General features: G+C 42.8%; 16 protein-coding genes. 10 read left to right on the top strand and 6 right to left on the bottom strand.

The annotated features are described in order from the left end of the window. The first annotated feature begins 25 nt into the window (after positions 1 to 25). The 4 genes from ACKI39_RS06215 (at position 26) to ilvN (ending at position 6860) form a co-directional block, all read left to right on the top strand. Positions 26 to 2866, top strand: a complete 2841-nt coding sequence (locus ACKI39_RS06215) for a tetratricopeptide repeat protein (protein WP_407398713.1) — start codon at positions 26 to 28, stop codon at positions 2864 to 2866. A 140-nt stretch (positions 2867 to 3006) separates the two neighbouring features. After that, complete coding sequence (thrA, locus tag ACKI39_RS06210; RefSeq protein ID WP_407398711.1) at positions 3007 to 5493, top strand: bifunctional aspartate kinase/homoserine dehydrogenase I; 2487 nt, start codon at positions 3007 to 3009, stop codon at positions 5491 to 5493. Position 5494: 1 nt separating this feature from the next. Continuing rightward, positions 5495 to 6349, top strand: a complete 855-nt coding sequence (locus ACKI39_RS06205; protein ID WP_407398709.1) for a prephenate dehydratase — start codon at positions 5495 to 5497, stop codon at positions 6347 to 6349. 19 nt (positions 6350 to 6368) lie between these two features. Next, positions 6369 to 6860: an acetolactate synthase small subunit gene (gene ilvN, locus ACKI39_RS06200; protein WP_407398707.1), complete on the top strand. Its 492-nt coding sequence runs from the start codon at positions 6369 to 6371 to the stop codon at positions 6858 to 6860. On the opposite strand, the gene ACKI39_RS06195 is transcribed toward ilvN, so the two are convergent. Continuing rightward, entirely contained in the window at positions 6853 to 7287 is a 435-nt protein-coding gene (locus ACKI39_RS06195; RefSeq protein WP_407398705.1) for a hypothetical protein, read from the bottom strand. The genes ilvN and ACKI39_RS06195 overlap by 8 nt on opposite strands. 23 nt (positions 7288 to 7310) lie before the next feature. On the opposite strand from ACKI39_RS06195, the gene ACKI39_RS06190 reads away from it, so the two are divergent. Continuing rightward, entirely contained in the window at positions 7311 to 9071 is a 1761-nt protein-coding gene (locus ACKI39_RS06190; protein ID WP_407398703.1) for a hypothetical protein, read from the top strand. 19 nt (positions 9072 to 9090) lie between these two features. Here ACKI39_RS06190 and ACKI39_RS06185 read toward each other — a convergent pair whose 3' ends face one another. Continuing rightward, positions 9091 to 9657 carry an MBL fold metallo-hydrolase gene (locus ACKI39_RS06185; RefSeq protein WP_407398701.1) on the bottom strand — a complete coding sequence of 189 codons (567 nt, stop codon included), beginning with the start codon at positions 9655 to 9657 and terminating at the stop codon, positions 9091 to 9093. Beyond that, complete coding sequence (locus ACKI39_RS06180; protein ID WP_407398699.1) at positions 9654 to 10319, bottom strand: pentapeptide repeat-containing protein; 666 nt, start codon at positions 10317 to 10319, stop codon at positions 9654 to 9656. The genes ACKI39_RS06185 and ACKI39_RS06180 overlap by 4 nt, the downstream gene beginning before the upstream one ends. 52 nt (positions 10320 to 10371) lie before the next feature. Between ACKI39_RS06180 and ACKI39_RS06175 the strand changes: the two genes are divergently transcribed. The 3 genes from ACKI39_RS06175 to ACKI39_RS06165 all read left to right on the top strand — a co-directional run bounded on the left by ACKI39_RS06175 (position 10372) and on the right by ACKI39_RS06165 (position 12204). Continuing rightward, positions 10372 to 10653: a hypothetical protein gene (locus ACKI39_RS06175; RefSeq protein WP_407398697.1), complete on the top strand. Its 282-nt coding sequence runs from the start codon at positions 10372 to 10374 to the stop codon at positions 10651 to 10653. Positions 10654 to 10663: 10 nt separating this feature from the next. Beyond that, positions 10664 to 11491: a glutamate racemase gene (murI, locus tag ACKI39_RS06170; RefSeq protein ID WP_407398695.1), complete on the top strand. Its 828-nt coding sequence runs from the start codon at positions 10664 to 10666 to the stop codon at positions 11489 to 11491. 110 nt (positions 11492 to 11601) lie between these two features. Then, positions 11602 to 12204: a response regulator gene (locus tag ACKI39_RS06165; RefSeq protein ID WP_407398693.1), complete on the top strand. Its 603-nt coding sequence runs from the start codon at positions 11602 to 11604 to the stop codon at positions 12202 to 12204. Positions 12205 to 12273: 69 nt separating this feature from the next. Here ACKI39_RS06165 and ACKI39_RS06160 read toward each other — a convergent pair whose 3' ends face one another. The 3 genes from ACKI39_RS06160 to ACKI39_RS06150 form a co-directional block, all read right to left on the bottom strand. Continuing rightward, a complete protein-coding gene (locus tag ACKI39_RS06160) occupies positions 12274 to 13317 on the bottom strand; it encodes a sensor histidine kinase (protein WP_407398691.1) in 1044 nt (347 codons plus the stop codon). A gap of 23 nt (positions 13318 to 13340) precedes the next feature. Next, positions 13341 to 13925 (bottom strand): hypothetical protein, encoded by a 585-nt coding sequence (locus tag ACKI39_RS06155; RefSeq protein WP_407398689.1) that lies wholly within the window; start codon positions 13923 to 13925, stop codon positions 13341 to 13343. An 84-nt stretch (positions 13926 to 14009) separates the two neighbouring features. Then, complete coding sequence (locus tag ACKI39_RS06150) at positions 14010 to 15206, bottom strand: NADP-dependent isocitrate dehydrogenase (protein WP_407398687.1); 1197 nt, start codon at positions 15204 to 15206, stop codon at positions 14010 to 14012. Positions 15207 to 15324: 118 nt separating this feature from the next. On the opposite strand from ACKI39_RS06150, the gene ACKI39_RS06145 reads away from it, so the two are divergent. Both ACKI39_RS06145 and ACKI39_RS06140 read left to right on the top strand, forming a co-directional pair. Continuing rightward, on the top strand, positions 15325 to 16506 hold the full coding sequence (locus ACKI39_RS06145; protein ID WP_407398685.1) for a BMP family lipoprotein: 1182 nt from the start codon (positions 15325 to 15327) through the stop codon (positions 16504 to 16506). 106 nt (positions 16507 to 16612) lie between these two features. After that, on the top strand, positions 16613 to 18142 hold the full coding sequence (locus tag ACKI39_RS06140) for an ABC transporter ATP-binding protein (RefSeq protein ID WP_407398683.1): 1530 nt from the start codon (positions 16613 to 16615) through the stop codon (positions 18140 to 18142). The last annotated feature ends 4 nt before the right edge of the window (positions 18143 to 18146 follow it).

The raw sequence follows: 18146 nt of genomic DNA, 5'->3' as shown, positions 1-18146 counted from the left end.
GATCAGTTGAAAAAGGGACAAGCTTATGAGCACAAAAGAAGAACAGAACAGCGTAATCATTGAACGTGCAAAAGCCGCAATCCTTGCCAGGGATTACGACCAGGCTGCAAGGATCTATAAGGGTCTTCTTAAGACTGAACCTGAAAACCTTACCTACCTTATTGCTTTGGGTGACCTCTACGTAAAGAACGGCGAGGACAAAATCGCCCTGGACTACTACAAGGAAATTGTCCGCATTCAGCCACAGAACCTGGATGCCCTGAACAGCCTTGGAGCCATCTACAGAAGGCTTAAGCTTTACGATGAGTCTATCTCGGTGCTTGAACGTGCCGTAATGATCGACGGTGCAAATGTTCAGGTGTTCTATAATCTTGGATTTACCTATAAGCTCATGGGAAACTATGACGATGCAATCCAGTGCTTCAATACTGTAGTTGAAGAAAATCCACGCGATGTACTTGCATTCAACCACATAGGAACAATCTACGCCGCACAAAAACGCCATGCGGAGGCTGTTGCTTCCTATCTCAAGGGACTTAAGGTTGATCCTAACCATCCTATCCTTCATCTCAACATTGCAAAAAGCTATGACAAGCTTGGGGAATTTCTAAAGGCACAGGCTGAATACGAGGCTGCCCTCAAGTCAAAGCCAGGCTGGGTAGAGGCAATTGAATCTTATTCAGATCTTCTCCTCAGAAAGAACAAGACAAAGACCGCTTGCGAAATAGTAAAGAAAGCATTGTATCTTAATCCTAAGGATGCCGCGATGCATACAAAGCTTGGAGATGTCTACAGCAGACAGGACAACTTTGACAGTGCCGAGGATGAATACAATGCAGCACTTTCCATTACTCCAGACTTCAAGCTTGCCATGTCTGGACTTGCAAATACATATGAGTCGACTGGAAGGATAGAAGAAGCCTTGGAGATGGCAGAAAAGATGGAATATCTTTCACCTGAAGATCCATCCGTGAAGCGGCAGCATGTACACATTCTACTTTCTGCAGATAAGATAGAAAAGGCTGGTGAAAAGATTCAGGAACTCTATTCCAAGGATCCCGATGATGTCCATACCTTGAACCTTCTTGGCCAGTACTATATCTGTGCAGGTGATGAAAAGAAGGCTTCTGGCTGCTTCAAGAAAATCAGAGCGACACGGCCTGAGTATACAAGCTTTTACCGCGAGGCTGGAAAGAGACATTCCCAGAAAGGTGACTATAAAAAAGCTGAGGAATTCTATCAGAAATATATTGAGCAGAATCCCGAGGATACTGCAGGGCACAAGAGTCTTGCAAAGAACTATGAAGACCAGGGAATGCTTATCCAGGCTCTCTCAAGCTATAAGACAATGGAAACCTTTGACTCTGCAAACTTGGCTTCGCGCAAAGGTCTTGAAAGGGTAAACAACCAGATCATTGAAGAACGGGATATGAAACAGGAAAAAAGCAGCGTGCCTGCCGAAGATGAATTCCTGGATTCCGACGATGATATTTCCATCGGTGACAGGGTTCGTGTCGCAGAGGAAGTAAAGCTTTCCTTTGAGGATATGGATAGTCCAGAGTCGGAATTCGTCAAAGAAGATATTCCTGAGGAAGAAATGACCGTCCATGACTTCAACAAGGGTTTTGAGAAGCTGCAGCAGGATGAAATCAGCACGGACGAAGTTTTCAAGGAAGGCCGTCTCGATGATGAAATAGAAGCAGATAATCAGGAACACTATTCTAGAAGCCTTGATGATCTTATCGGTGATGTGGATCTTGATGATGAAGGTTCAGGTCTTGAGGAAGACAATACAAGCGCAGAGGATTTCTTCTCAAACAATCCATTCGGAAACGGTGGAAGATCAAGTGCTCCCCAGGAGAATGACTTTGAACCTGATTTCAGCATGGAAGAGGAAGAAAAGCCAAAGAAGAAACCTGCCTATAACGATGTCATTTCCCTTGATGATGCCTGGGATGATGACGAAGATTTTGAACAGCCAGCTCCAGAGCCTAAACGACCTGTAGAAATACAGAAACCAAAAGAAAAACCTTTTGTACCTCCTGTAGAAGAACCAGTCTTTGAAGATGAGGATGATCTGCCGGGTGATGGAAACCTTGAGGACGAAAAGATCGACGATGAAATCCTTGAGGAGCCTGAATACATACCAGAGCCATCTTTGACAGAGGATGACATAATCGACGAGGACTATGAGGACGATACCATCGATGAGGAAAGTCCAAATGTAGATGAAGTCCTTGATGATGGGGAAGTTGAGGAAGAGCCTCTTGAAGATGAAGAGAATGACAGTCTCTTTGTTCCAGAGGATGATTTTGGAGATGAGATAGAACTTGAGGAACCTGTTGTCGATGATGTTTCCGCAGATGAATTTGAAGAACCTCCAGCCGATGACCTTGAGGATGATTCAGAAAATTTAAACATGCCTGTCATTGATGTGGGTGATGAGGATCATGTGGACATGGAGATTCTTGCAAAGGCCGCCGATGCCATCCAGACAGTAGCCGATGCCATCACGGAAAACAAGGTGATGAAGAAAACCAATGTTGCAGCAGATCTCTTTGAAAAACTTCGTTCCTTGAGCACGTATCTGCCTGAAGAAAAACGTGCGGAATTCCTCGAAAGCAAGATCCGTCTTCAGCTGGATTACATAATCTCCAAGCTTTCTGGAAAAAGAGGGCTTCTTGGAACAGCCAGAATTCTTCGCCAGCAGCTGGGACAGGAGGATGTTGCCTCTGAACTGGATAGTGGAAAGACACTTCTAATTAAGGTTCTGGAATACTCAAAGGGACTTGTGAGGGAATTGCCAGATGCTACGATGGTTTCGTCCCTCAACGGACAGATTGAAAACCTGATTACAAAAATATAGATCAATGATATGGGGATGTCTAAATGGGCATCCCATTTTTTTTATCGAACGTGGATGCTGTATAAACAACCCATTTAATTGAATTTAAGCGCATTATATGGTATATATTTCCATTATTTATATCATCTAGAGGAAAGTATATGCTTACACTTAAATTTGGTGGAACAAGTATGGGTTCTGCCCGCCGCATTCTTGACAGTGTGGAGATTATGTTGGGGCGTGCAAAGACTGACCGTATCAGCGTTGTAGTCAGTGCAGTAGCCGGTGTATCAAACAAATTGCAGGCAGCAATTGACGGGTGCATCACTGGCGGGACCGCTCAGACTTTTGTAAGCGAACTTCGTTCAATCCATGCAGACATCTGCGCAGAAATCAAGTCAACAGTTCCTGAATTCGATACAAACAGCGTTACATCAAAGATTGAAGCCCACCTTGTAGAGCTTGAAAAGCTTTTGTCAGGCCTTGCAACTTTCGGTGAATGTCCAGACAGCGTTCACTGCCGCATCATGGGTATGGGAGAACTTATGTGTGCTCCTATCGTTGAAGCTGTAATCCTTGCAAAAAAGCAGAGCATCCTTCTTTTGGACAGCCGCAAGTTCATCTATACTACAGGCAATCAGAAGGAAGGCGACCCTGACTATGCTCGCTGTTCGGAAGCTTTTGCAGCATACCGCGACGGTTCACAGTCGGCACAGATTTTGCTTTTCCCTGGATTCATCTGTTCATGGATCAGCGGAACTGATGCAAAGCCTGTAATGGGACTTCTCGGACGCAACGGTTCAGACTTCAGCGCAGCAATCGTAGGTGCTTGCCTCGGTTCTTCAAAGGTAGAATTCTGGACAGACGTTGACGGCGTTTATACTGCAGACCCACGCATCATCAAGGATGCAATTCTTGTAGACGACATGAGCTATGAAGAAGCAATGGAACTTTCATTCTTCGGTTCAAAGGTTCTCCATCCAAAGACACTTTCACCGCTTGCAGCAAAGGGAATCGAAGCCTGGTCTTTGAACAGCCACAACCCATCTGCTCGCGGAACAAGAATCGGTAAGGGACCTTTTGACACAAAGGCAACAGGTCCTGTTCGCGGCATTTCATGTCTCAAGGACTGCGCAATGATTTCCGTAAGCGGTTCTGGAATGAAGGGACGCAAGGGTATGGCAACTCGTATTTTCCAGGCAGTTTCAAACGCAGGAATTTCAGTTCTTCTCATTACTCAGTCTTCATCTGAATATACACTTTCTTTCTGTGTACGCAAGGCTTTTGCAAATGAAGCTGTCGATGTCCTCAAGAATGAATTTGCCCTTGAAATCAGCACAAAGCTCGTAAACCCGATCGATGTACGCAATGAAGTTGCCATCGTTTCAATCATCGGGGATGCCATGAAGCAGAAGCGCGGTGTTGCAGGTACATTCTTTGATTCCCTCGCAAGCCGTGACATCAACGTTCTTGCAATTGCACAGGGATCTGCAGAACGCTCAATTTCAGCAGTTATCAACGGAAGCGACGGTGACATGGCGGTCCGCGTTGTTCACCAGGGCTTCTTCAATACAGTTCAGTCAATTCAGGTCTATGCCTTTGGTGTCGGCACTATCGGCGGAACAATGGTTGACCAGATCCGCGACCAGTATGCTTCACTTCTTGAACAGGGTATCGATGTTCGCGTAATGGCAATCGCCAACATTGACGGAATGATCTTTGATGCAGAAGGTCTTGATCTTTCTGACTGGCGCAACCTTGTAAAGGAGAAGGGCAAGAAGACAAACCTTGATGAAATCCTTGAATTCGTAAAGGAAACAAAGCCTCTCAATCCAATCTTCGTTGACTGTACAGCAAGCTATGACCTTCCTGAACGCTACCTTGATGTTTTCAAGGCAGGCATGTCAATTGCAACTCCAAACAAGCGTGCAAACAGCATGAGCATGGAATTCTACAAAAAGCTCCGTGAAACAGCAAACGAAATGCACGTGCGCTTCCTCTATGAAACAAACGTAGGTGCAGGTCTTCCAATCATCGATACTCTCCAGAACCTCTTTAAGTCTGGCGATAAGCTTACAGGCTTTAACGGAATCATGTCCGGTTCCCTCTCATACATCTTCGGAAAGCTTGATGAAGGAAAGAAATTCTCTGAAGCAGTTCTTGAAGCAAAGGAACTCCGCTATACAGAACCGGATCCACGCGATGACCTTAAGGGTACAGACGTTGCACGCAAGGCACTCATCATCGCCCGTGAAGCTGGAATGGAAATTGAACTTGAAGACATCGAGATGCGCTCAATCTTCCCTAAGGATTTCAACATCGAAGGAACAGTTGAAGAATTCCTCAAGAGACTTCCAGAACTGGACAAGTACTTTGAGGACAAGATGGCAGCCCTCAAGAAGGAAAACAAGGTTCTCCGTATGGCTGCTTCAATCAAGGACGGAAAGGCTTCTGTAGGTATGCTCGAAGTAGGACCTGAAGATCCATTGTATACAGTTCGCGGTGGTGAAAACGCATTCGTATTCCACACAGCACGCTACACACCAATTCCTCTTACAGTTAAGGGTTACGGTGCAGGTGCAGGCGTTACGGCTGCCGGTGTATTCGGTGATGTTCTCCGCCTTGTAAGCTGGAACATGAGCAACTAAGATGGCAAGTGACAATAATAAGCCTTTGGTTGCATACTGCGGAAAACCGGGATGCAATGCAGAGGCTGCGGCAATAGGGTATTTCAGGGAAAATGCTAAGACCCTTCCGGTTGATTCCTTTCAGGAAATTTTCCAGAAGGTTACGGAAGGGACTGTTGATTACGGCATGGTTCCGATAGAAAATTCCCTTGGTGGCAGCGTATATCAGAACTATGACAATTTCAGGAATTATCCTGATGTTTTCATTTCTGGAGCAATTGCCATAAAGATCAGCTATTGTCTTCTTGCAGTAAAAGGGGCAAAGACTGAGGATATAAAGAAGGTCTATTCACATCCTCAGGCCCTGCTTCAGACAAGCAGATTCCTTGGCAATCACAAGGACTGGCAGCAGATTGAGGCCTACAATACTTCTGGGGCAGCTCTCTTTGTTTCAGAAACAGGATCAAAGGAAAATGCCGCCGTTGCAAGTGAAATCAATGCCAGCATCTACAACCTGGATATTCTTGCACGCGGAATTGAGGATGATCCAAACAATTACACTCGCTTCGTTGTAATAACAAAGGAAAGAAAGACTGTTGATGATGCCCACATGGCAAGCTTCATGTTCAAGGCAAAGCATGAGCCTGGATCCCTTTATAAGATTCTGGGCGTTCTCAACGACTTTGGCACAAACCTTACGCGCCTTGAAAGCCGTCCGATTCCAGGTCGTCCATGGGAATATCAGTTCTATGCTGATGTGGATCTAAAAAGCATCAGCGGACAACCTGATGATTACGTAAAAAAAATTATTGAAAAATTAAAGGAAAAAGCAGAAGAAGTCCGCCTTTTGGGTGTATACTCTGAAGTAGGACGATAATGTTTCTTGGAGGAATAAAATGGAAAAATATGTACTTTCAGTTCTTGTAGAAAACCACGCTGGTGTTCTTAGCCGTGTATCAGGACTTTTCAGCCGCCGCGGTTACAACATTGACTCTCTCGTAGTTTGTGAAACAGCAGATCCTGACAAGTCTCGCGCAACTATCGTTGTAAGCGGTGATGAATATATTCTTGAGCAGATCAAGAAACAGCTTTCAAAGCTTGTTGAAGTTATTTCCATTGAACACTGCGAAAAGTCTGAAACATGCCAGAGAGAAATGGCACTCATCAAGGTAAAGGCAAGCGGAGAACAGCGTGCGGTTGTCATTGAAACCTGCAACATCTTCCGTGCACACATCGTTGACGTTTCTGAAAATGCCCTCATCGTAGAAGCAACAGGTAGCGAAGACAAGATTGATTCCCTCATCCGCCTTCTTGAACCTTACGGAATCCTTGAACTCCTTAAGTCTGGCCTTGTAGCAATGGACCGCGGAAGCAAGATCATCAAATAATCTTTATCCACCTGTCGTCGTATATCTGCCAAGTGTTGTTTTCAAAAATAGCATTGGCAGTCCTGAATATGCGTTCCTTTTTTGGGAACGCATTTTTTATTTCTTGTGGTAGATCAAATTCTGGCATTTCTTTCCCATCCACAGTTCTAGCAAAGAAAATGGAAAGTTTCAGACAATGGTCGTCATATTCAATCTCGACAGGAAAATATGCCTTGTTCCATTCTGTTTCTGGAAGACCTATGGTGCAGCCTGTCATTCCGCCTGGAATATCCTGATCTGTCATGGCAAACAAAGGATAAAGGGGGAATACATTCGCTTTCCTGTTGAGAATTGAGATGATGTTCCTCTGGATTCCTGCAAGAAAAAAAAGAGTGTCCTTGTGTGGAATGATTGCATTCATAGTACACGACAGTGTAGAGCATTTCATAAAAAAAGTGTAGAATTCAAGCTATGGTAAAATCAAGACTTGGCAATATTGTTTTTGCGTTTTCACTGCTTTTTCTCTTCGCTTCATGCTCCTATAAGATTCAGCCTTCGGTCCTTGCTTTGAACGGAGAAAGCTTCAGTGCCCTCAACAGAAGTGCCGTAAAATCAAAAGCCGATGGAAAGAAAAATAAATTTCTTTGTTATGGTTTTTCAAGGAATCAGATTGCTCATTTCAGGAATGCGGTATACAAGAATTCTGGAGCCGCTCTTTCTGTTCAGATAAAATTCGATGTAAAGTCCAAATCAAAGCTTTCGAAATATGAATATGCCCTTGGGTTCCTTTACGAAGAGGATCTTTCCCTCATTGGTGTTAATGAAGATAGGCTTCTTTCAAGACCAGTTTTTAAGGGAGACTACCTTGAGTGCCAGAAGGATTCCTTTAGAATTTCCTTTTCCGTTTCATCAACCCAGGATATCCCTTGCGGATTTTTTGTCTATACAACAAAAAGCGCCGAAATTTCTGAATTTAGAATTGGAGAAGCAAAGGTAGGATGGGACAACAGCGGAAAAGTTCCAGTCTTTGCCTGTGGTGCAGAAGGTGGTCGTGTCAGATGGAATTTTTCTTCGGCCGATTTATCTGCGGCTGAGAATATTTTTCCTGCTTCAAATTCCTCAAAGAATGTCATGCCAAAGATTGAAGTAGGTCTATTCCCTTTGGATGATAACGGTACATGGAAAAATCAGACGACTGTCCAGCTCAAGATTAACGGCGAAAAGTTTGATGTCCGTCTGCAGAAAAATCAGGATAGAATGATCGTTCAGACTGCATCCTTGAAAAAAGGTTATTCCGACTTCCAGATTGTTGAGCACCCAGAGCTTGTTTCTTCGGTCATGGTGACTGCAAACAGCCCTTATCTTGCAAAAAATAAATTTTCAAAGGTTCTTGTTCCGATAAAAACAGATCTAGGTTTTATCATGGACTGGCCTCAGGACAACTGGCGTGTGGAAGATTATGAACTATATGAATGGTATCAATTCCCAGGTGTCCTTTTCTTTGATTTTGCTGATTACAGAATTCAGAATCAGTTCTTTACAAGACTTGCATACTTTGTTGAAAAGGCAGGCTATAAAGGTACTCTGGTAGGAAATGATTTTGTAGAGAACAAGCATGGCTACAATGCCCATGACTATAAGCCTGAGGATCTTGCCGCGTTCTTCACTGTTGCTGCCATTCAGGAATTTCCTCTCAATGACCGTGAATGTCTTTTGCGTGAAATCCTTGAAGCAAACAAGCTTATCCTAAAGAACAGTGACGGAACCTACAGCGCTGGAAAAGGTGCTGTCGTTTCCTTTAGTCGAGAATCTCCGCGCTATCTGCGCTATACATTCCTAGCCCATGAAAGCTGGCATGGAATCTACTTCATCGATGAAGATTTCAGAAATATTGTTTCTGCATGCTATGGAATGTTCGATCCTGCTTCAATGGAATTCCTCAAGACCTTTTGGGAAACACAGCCAGGTTTAGGATATGACCGCACTGATGAATATCTTATGCAAAATGAATTCATGGCATACATCATGCAGCAGAGTTTTTCCAACATTGCTCCTTATTTCCTTCAGGTTGCAGGACGGGGGTCCGTCAATAGAATCCAGAAGGAAGGTGCAGAATACATTCGTAATACAAAAGCACAGGCCTTTGTTGATGCAGGAGAAGTCCTTAACGGTTACGCCTTTGACAAATGGGGACTTGCGTGTGGCAGGGTGTCCTTGGTCATGAGAGATTGAACGGTTTGTTTGTTTTCTGTTAAATCAGGTCAATGTTGAACTGTTTTTCGCTTTCTATTGTGCCAGGAGTTCCATGACCAGGGAGAATGATTGTGCTGTCTGGCAGGGTGAACAGCTTGTCCTTTATCTTGCTGCAAAGAAGTTTCTTTGAATACTGGCTGGAAGTGCTGCCCGTCTCTCCTGGAATCAATGTATCTCCAGTAAAAAGAACGTCACCGATCTTGTAGACCATGCTGTCAGGTGAATGTCCAGGAATGGAAAGAAATTCCACATTTAGATCTGCTATGCGGGTCATTCCGTCACCGTTGATGATGGAAGAATTCATTCCGTATGTTTCAGAATCCGCAGCATATACCGTAGCATCGTAGATTTTTGTAAGGGTCCTTAGTCCTTCTATATGATGCTTGTGGTTATGGGTAATGAGGATGGCAACCAGTTTATATCCTCCGTCCTCTATCTGCTTTATGATTTCGTTGGTGATTTGACCGGGATCTACTATTATTGCTTCCATTACATTGGGATCGTCGTTTACGATTACATATGTGTTTGTAAAACTCTGAATGCAAAGATGAAAATAGACTTTCATAGGCTGCTGTCTCCTGTACTGCTGAAATCTTCTATGAGACCGCCCTTGTTTCTGTCGATGAGAGCCTCGCGTGTGTTTGAAAGCTTGAAGGAAACATTTTCTCTTGCTGAATTATAGAAAATAGTTTTCTTAAGGTTGCAGTCCTGCATTGAGGTGTTCATGAGGATTGCTTTGATGAAACGACTGTTGTAGAGGTCTGAGTTGTCAAAGCTGCACTGATACGAAGTTATTCCATTGAAGTTGTTGTGGATGAGATCACTGCCAGTAAGGACAAGATGTACGAACTTGGCACCTGCAAAAGAAGAGAATTGAATGTTGCTCTTAAGGAAGTCGCAGTCAGTGAAGGTTGCAAAGTCCATCATGCACATGCGTAGCCTTATGTTCTCTGCGTGAACGTTGGTAAAAAGAACGTGCTGAAAATTACATCCATAAAACTTTTTTTCTGAAAGATCCATACCCTGGACTGTGATTCCGTATGCGTTGAGTCCTACGATCTTGTCGTGGGACATTATGAATTTCTTAAGGTGTGCAAGGTATGCCTTTTTGTCTTCCGTATGCTCATAGCAGAAACCAGGTTCATCAGCAATGATTTCATTGTCCTTGAACTGAGATAGGGCGGGCTTGTTGCATTCTGGGCACTGACACTTGTTGGTCGTAAACATGGTGAAATTCTATGTTATTGATAAGAAATAGTCAAATGAATATTATTTAGGCATGTGTTGGAAATGCAAGAATAATATTGAAGTTGAAACCATAGGAAGAAGCAGCGAATGTCCTGTTTGCCATGCTGACTTGCATTGTTGCAGAAACTGTCTTCATTATATGCCAGGCAGCCATTATGATTGCCATGAAAGTGTTGATGATCCTGTGCGCGACAAGGAACGTGCGAATTTCTGTGGGATGTTCAGTGTAAAAAGAAATTTTGACTTGAACGGTTCTGGCATGGATGATATGAAGGCAAAGGCAGTCGATGCCTTCAATGCTCTTTTTTCCTAAGGAGTGGAGCATGAAAAACAGTATTGATTTTGCTTTTCTGGACAGTGGAACGGGTGGAATTCCATACATGCTTTTGCTAAAGGAAAAATCACCTGAAAGCCGTTGTGTATATCTGGGTGATACGGTTCATTTTCCATATGGAGAAAAATCCTTTGATGAAATAGTCCGCTGTTCTTCTGAAGCCATAAGCACCATTGTGGAGCATTGGAATCCGCGGGCAGTAATAATTGCCTGCAATACGATTTCCGTAACAGCTCTTGAAGAACTTAGAAAACTCCATCCTGACCTTCCGATCATTGGGACTGTTCCTGCCATCAAGCTTGCCGCAAAAGTATCTTTGAATAAAAAAATAGGTTTTCTTGCAACCAATGCATCCGTAAACCATCCCTATTCTCAAAAGCTTATAGAAGATTTTGCAAGTGACTGTGAGGTCTTTAAGCGTGGTGATCCTGAATTAATTGACTTTATCGAGCATAGACTTTTTACTGCGACAAAAGAAGAAAAAATTGGAGCTGTAATGCCAGCCGTTGAATATTTCAACAGCTGTGGCTGTGACACCATAATTCTTGGATGTACACATTTTACCCATATGGCAAGAGAAGTTGAAGAAGCCTTTGCCTCAAAAAGCTGGAGAAAGGTTTTCGTTGTGGACAGCCGGGATGGTGTTTCCAATCACGCTCTTGATGTCATAAAGACTGCCCCTGAAAAAACTGAATGTAGAAACATGCCTGAGGATATGACCTTCTTTGTTACAAGCCTTGACGGGGAAAATGAAAAAAAAGAATATGAAATTCTATGTGATAAATTCCATATTCCCTTTGGTGGATGCATAAGTTGATTTTTCCCGAAGTGTCATTCAATGATTGTTTTATTGTGTGCGTCGTACCGAAGAAATTATGTGCGTTGAACACAATTACATGGGCCAGTAAAATGTGGTAGAATGTCATCATGGATTTGATATTACTTGATGACCATGAAGCTATATTAAATGGGCTTGATTCCTTTTTTGAAAAGAACGGTATCAATGTACTTGGTAAATTCACTGACGGTAAAGGACTTGTTGATTATATAGATGAACATAAACCTGAACCGTATCCGATAGTCATCTGTGATCTTCAGCTTGAGACCGAGTTTTCTTTTGAGACCATAGAAAAATTACGGGAACGAAAGTGTCGGGTCGTTGTCTATTCCATGTTTAAAAGCGTAAACATTATTTTCCGTGCCTTTAGATGCGGTGCAAGTGGGTTTGTTTTTAAGAATCAGGAAATAAAGGTTCTTCTTGATGCCATAAATACTGTTGACTCTGGTAAAACCTATATCCCTCCAGAGGTTCTCAGTGATTACATCAGTGGATCCACAGTATATTCAGTTCTTACCTCAAAGGAACAGAAAATACTTGATTATATGATGGATAATAAAACCAACAGCGAGATTGCACTTGCGCTCAATGTTACCACGCGAACAATCGAAAATTCCTTCTCAAGAATCTATGACAAAGCTGGTGTTGCAAACAAAAAGGAATTGAGAAGAAAGGTCGGTCTTCCAGATTGATTCACGAGGAGGTCTTGATGCCATGGGAGAAAACGACATATCTCGCATGCTCTGTGGAGGAGCTGTTGATTAAAAAACAATTTTTATTGTACATCCATCGTTAGGTTCAGAGAAGATTTCAATTTTACCATCAATGATTTTTACTCTCTGTAAAATCCCGTTGAGTCCAAAGTGTTTTCCTGTCTGGAGCTTTGAAATGTTGTTCAGCATCTTGTTTGCATCAAAGCCTATGCCATCATCACTGATGAAAAAGGCAATTCCTTTTGTTCCGTTTTTTCTGAAATTTACGGTCGCTGTATCTGCAAGTGAATGCTTTTGAATGTTTGAAAGGGCTTCGCTTACAATTCTGAATATGTTCAGCTTTGTGTTTTCATCTGTTCCTTTAAAAAGATTTTCTCCGTCTATGCTGAATTGACATTTGATACCGCTGTTCTTTTCAAAGTTGTGGCATAGTTCTGCCAATGCAATCTCAAAATCTGTTTCATCGATAAAAGACGGAGGGTTCAGGTCATAGCAGACATTTCTTATTTCTGTGATTGATTCTCTGATTCGTGCTGAAAGCTCACTGATGTCTTTTTCATTATTTGGATCGATGCATTCTATCTTCAGAGATGCGCCTAAAAGTTCCTGTGCTACAGTGTCGTGCAGCTCACGGGCAATGCGTTTCCTTTCCTCGTCAACACCGTTGTAGACTTCGGTTACAAGTCTTTTCGATTCCTTTGTCTGAAGCTCCCTGGAAAAATAGATGGCTATGATGAATAATACGGCAAAGAAAAATGCAGAGAAAACTATGATGAAAAAATTTGTGTTTTTCTGGGCTGAATTTTGGATGGAAATAAGTTCAAACGCAAAATGCTTTACTCCTTTTGAAATTGCCGTTACATCCTGCCCATCAAGACCAGTTCTGATTTCTTTAAGACTTTCATTCAAATCTGGCTGCTGGTTCTTGATTATAAGGTAGATGTTCGAGTCATGAAGCTTAAGAAGACTTTGGTCCAGTTGGTATGAGGCTTCTTCAAAGGTTTTCCCATCCTCAAGTTCATTCAGCATAAAAAAATACGAGTCTATTACTTCCGTAAACTGGGCAAATGCCAATGAAGAAAATGCTGACAAAAGAACAATTAAAAAAAATCTTTTCATCTAAGAGAGGTGTTGAAATATTTTGCGATGAAAAATCCTCCGAATACAGCAACGGTTTTGTCTACGATGCTGACTGGAATCCTTGAAATGATGGAAGCCCATAGAAGCGGTATCTTATTCATGAGAAGAGAGAATGTAAAAAGATTGTTTGCCTGATCTTCAACAAAGTCTGTCTTTGATGCATAGAAGGTATCATAGATGATTCCACCTTCGGTACTGATTATTACGATGAGCAGTACCGACATAAGAAGAAGCTTGAAGATTGAGAACTCCTTTTCTTTTCTTGCACCGAGCCAGGAAATCAATGCTACGGTGATGGAACATAGTCCGAACCAGCTTGGTATTATGTTTCCGTATTTTATGATGACTTCTGCCATATGGTAGATTACGGCGCAGATCAGTCCGCATGGAAGTGAAAGGAAACCTCCTGCTACAGTAAATATGGTATCCATGTAAAAAGGAATTTTCAGGATTTCTACTGCGATGCTGTTTACAAGAAGGTTCAAAAGACCAAAGGAAAAACCTAAAAAAATCTGTGTCGGAATGGGAATTTTCTTGAATGAATAGTTGAATGCGTTCATGAGGAAATTATAATCCAAAAAAGTAAAAAAAATAGGGCTGTCACAATGTTGTTTTCATTATGGCAGCCCTTTGGTTTTTATTGCTTACAGTTTGGCTGCTATAGCGTCTATGTATTCCCAAGAGTTAACTACATTCTTGGCTGGTGGGTTTGCAAGGCGTGCGAGGTCGCCTGTCATGGTTCCTTCTTCGATAACGTCGAGAGTTGCCTTTTCAAGCTTCTTTGCAAATTCAACGAGCTCTGGAGTTCCGTCCAGTTCACCGCGCTTTGCAAGTGCCCCTGTCCATGCGAAGATTGTTGCTACAGGGTTTGTGGAAGTCTTTTCTCCCTTAAGGTAGCGGTAGTAGTGCTTCTGAACTGTTCCGTGGCTTGCTTCGTATTCAAAGTTTCCATCCGGGCTTACGAGAACAGAAGTCATCATTGCCAATGAACCGCATGCAGAAGCGATCATGTCGCTCATAACATCACCATCGTAGTTCTTGCATGCCCAAAGGATACCGCCTTCGTGCTTCATGATGCGTGCGACACAGTCATCGATGAGGGTATAGAAATATTCGATTCCAGCAGCATCGAACTTTGCCTTGAATTCTTCGTCGAAAATCTTCTGGAAGATTGCCTTGAAGTTTCCGTCATAAGTCTTTGAGATAGTATCTTTTGTACCGAGCCATACGCTGATCTTCTGATCGAGGGCGTAGTTGAAGCAGCAGCGTGCGAAGCTTTCGATGGACTTGTCCATGTTGTGGATTCCCTGGAGAATTCCAGGTCCCTTCATCATCTGGATAGTCTTGCGGATTTCAGTTCCGTCTTCACCTGTGAAAACAAGTTCTGCCTTTCCTGCACCTGGAACCTTGATTTCGCAGTTCTTGTAGACATCGCCGTAAGCGTGGCGGCCAAGAACGATTGGCTTCTTCCAGCTTGTAACGCAGCACTGGATGTTGTTTACGAAAATTGGTGCACGGAAAACTGTTCCGTCAAGTTCCTCACGGATGATTCCGTTTGGAGAACGTGTAAGCTGCTTGAGGTTGTATTCCTTTACGCGTGCTTCGTTTGAAGTGATTGTTGCACACTTAACGCCAACGTGAAGTCTTTTGATGGCTTCTGCTGCGGCATATGTGATTTTGTCGTCGCTGTCATCGCGGCTCTTGAGTCCAAGGTCGTAGTATTCTGTCTTAAGGTCAATGAATGGATCAAGAAGTTTTTCCTTGATTACTGCCCAAAGAACGCGTGTCATTTCATCGCCGTCGAGTTCTGCGATTGCATTTTTCATCTGAATTTTAGCCATGGTATTTACTCCGGAATTATTGTTTTCGAACGGTGCTATTTTACAGAAAATTGTCGATATAGGCAAATTGAATTTTTCTTCTTTTTATAGTTATAATTCCTCTCAAGGAGTTTCTTTTATGAAAACATTACTTAAATCATTTGTTATTGCATCTGCAGTATTCATGCTTGGTGCATCTTTTGTTTCTTGCTCAAAGAAGACTGATGAAAAGAAAGCATCGGCTTCTTCCTACAAGGTTGCCATGATTACAGACTCTGGTGACATTACGGACGAGTCATTCAACCAGACAACATATGAAGCAGGAAAGGCTTTCTGTGAAGCTAACGGTCTTCAGTACAAGTATTATAAGCCAGCTGGAGACAGCGATTCTGACCGCATTGCAGCTGCTGAACAGGCTATTGCAGAAGGCGCAAACCTTCTTCTTTGCCCAGGCTTCCTCTTTGGTGGTACTGTTGTTGAGATTTCTGCTACATATCCAGATGTAAAGATCGTTGCGCTTGACCTTTCTGCAGGCGACATTCTTTCAGCAGCTGTTTCTGACTACACATGGGATCCTTCGCAGTATGATGTAAAGGAACACTATCATTCAGAAAACGTTTACTGCGCAATCTACAAGGAAGAACTTTCAGGTTACCTTGCAGGTTATGCTGCTGTAAAGATGGGATTCCGTCACCTTGGATTCCTTGGCGGCATGGCTGTTCCTGCTGTAGTTCGCTACGGATATGGTTATGTTCAGGGAATCAATGACGCTGCAAAGGAAATCAATGCAGCAAAGGATATCGTTGTTGAATATGTATACGGAAACCAGTTCTACGGAGATGCTGACATCACAGCTTACATGGACACATGGGCTGCTAAGAAGGTTGAAGTTGTATTTGCCTGCGGTGGTGGAATCTGGACAAGTGCTGCTGAAGTTGCAAAGAAAAACGGAAACATGAAGATCATCGGTGTTGATGTTGACCAGAAGAACACAATCGATTCTTACGGTGCAGGTATGACAGTTACTTCTGCAATGAAGGGTCTTGCCGCAACAGTTAAGTCTGTTCTTACAGAAACAATCCTCAAGGACAACTGGGCTGCATTCTCAGGAAAGATCGAAACTCTCGGTCTTGTTTCTGACAAGCCTGTTGAAAACTATGTTGCACTTGCTCCATCGACAGTATGGACAGATTCTTTCAAGGAAGCAGATTACCTTGCTCTTGTCAAGAAGATGTATACAGGTGAAATCAAGGTTTCAAGCGACATTGCAAAGGAACCTGCAGCTGACGTTAAGGTTAACTACTACGGAAACATCAAATAGTTGATATTTGCATTTTATTGAATTGAAAGAAATCCGACTGGCGGAATGAAAGCTCTGACAGTCGGATTTTTTGTTTTAAAATCCAATTTATGCTACAATTCTATTCATGGATGAATATGTTGTAGAAATGCTGGGAATTACCAAAAGGTTTCCTGGAATCGTTGCCAACGACAATGTCACGGTTCAACTTAAGAAGGGAGAAATCCACGCACTCCTTGGTGAAAATGGAGCTGGAAAATCAACCCTCATGAGCATTCTTTTTGGTCTTTATCAATGTGACGAAGGAAAGATTCTCAAAGATGGAAAAGAAGTAAAGATAGGCAATCCAAACGATGCCAACGCCCTTGGAATCGGAATGGTGCATCAGCACTTTAAGCTTGTCGAATGTTTTTCAGTTCTCGACAATATAATTCTTGGAGTAGAGGATACAAAGCATGGACTTCTTTCCAAGGACAAGGCAAGAAAAAAGGTCATGGAATTGTCTGAGAAATACAATCTTCAGATAGAGCCTGATTCCCTTGTTTCCGACATAACCGTCGGCATGCAGCAGCGTACCGAAATTCTAAAGATGCTTTACCGTGACAACGACATACTCATCTTTGACGAACCAACTGCAGTCCTTACTCCGCAGGAAATTTCAGAGCTTATGAAAATCATGAAAAGTCTTGCCGCGGAAGGAAAGAGCATTCTTTTCATTACCCACAAATTGAATGAAATCATGGAAACCGCCGACAGATGTTCCGTGCTTAGAAAAGGCAAGTACATCGGAACCGTGAATATTTCAGAGACAAATGCGGAAGAACTTTCTCAGATGATGGTCGGACGTCCAGTAAGCTTTAAGATCGACAAGTCGGAATCAAAACCTGGAGCGACAGTTCTTGAGGTAAAAAATCTTTGTGTCGCAGGAAGAAATAAGAACAAGGATTCCGTTCAGGATGTTTCCTTTGATGTAAAGGCTGGTGAAATTGTCTGCATAGCGGGAATCGACGGAAACGGGCAGAGTGAACTGGTTCAATCGATTTCTGGTCTCATTCCATCCAAAAGTGGAACCATCACCTTGTGCGGAAAAGACATTACAAGAGCGACCGTAAGAGAGCGTTCTCTCTCAGGTATGAGTCACATTCCAGAAGACCGCCATAAACATGGGCTTGTTCTTGATTACCTGTTGGATTACAACATGGTTCTGCAGCGTTACTTTGAAGACGGTTTTACAGACAAGGCTGGCTTTCTCAAGAAAAACAACATCAGAAAATACTGTGACAGGCTCATTGAAGAATATGATGTTCGCTCAGGTCAGGGATCTTCAACCATAGCCCGTTCCATGTCAGGTGGAAATCAGCAGAAGGCGATCATTGCAAGGGAAGTAGATAAAAATCCAGAGCTGCTCATTGCCGTTCAACCAACCCGTGGACTTGATGTTGGTGCCATAGAATACATACATAAAAAGCTTGTCGAGCAGCGTGACAATGGAAAGGCTGTTCTTTTGGTCAGTCTTGAGCTGAGTGAAGTCATGAATCTCAGTGACAGGATTCTTGTAATCCACGAAGGCAAGATAGTCGGTGATTTCAAGTCTTCGGAAATTCAGGTGGAAGAACTTGGGCTTTACATGGCTGGTGCCAAATCAGGAAACAGGTGATTTA

Origin of the sequence: Treponema sp. (assembly GCF_045641405.1) — a bacterium.
Classification (GTDB): domain Bacteria; phylum Spirochaetota; class Spirochaetia; order Treponematales; family Treponemataceae; genus Treponema_D.
This window is presented reverse-complemented; position numbering and strand designations above follow the sequence as displayed.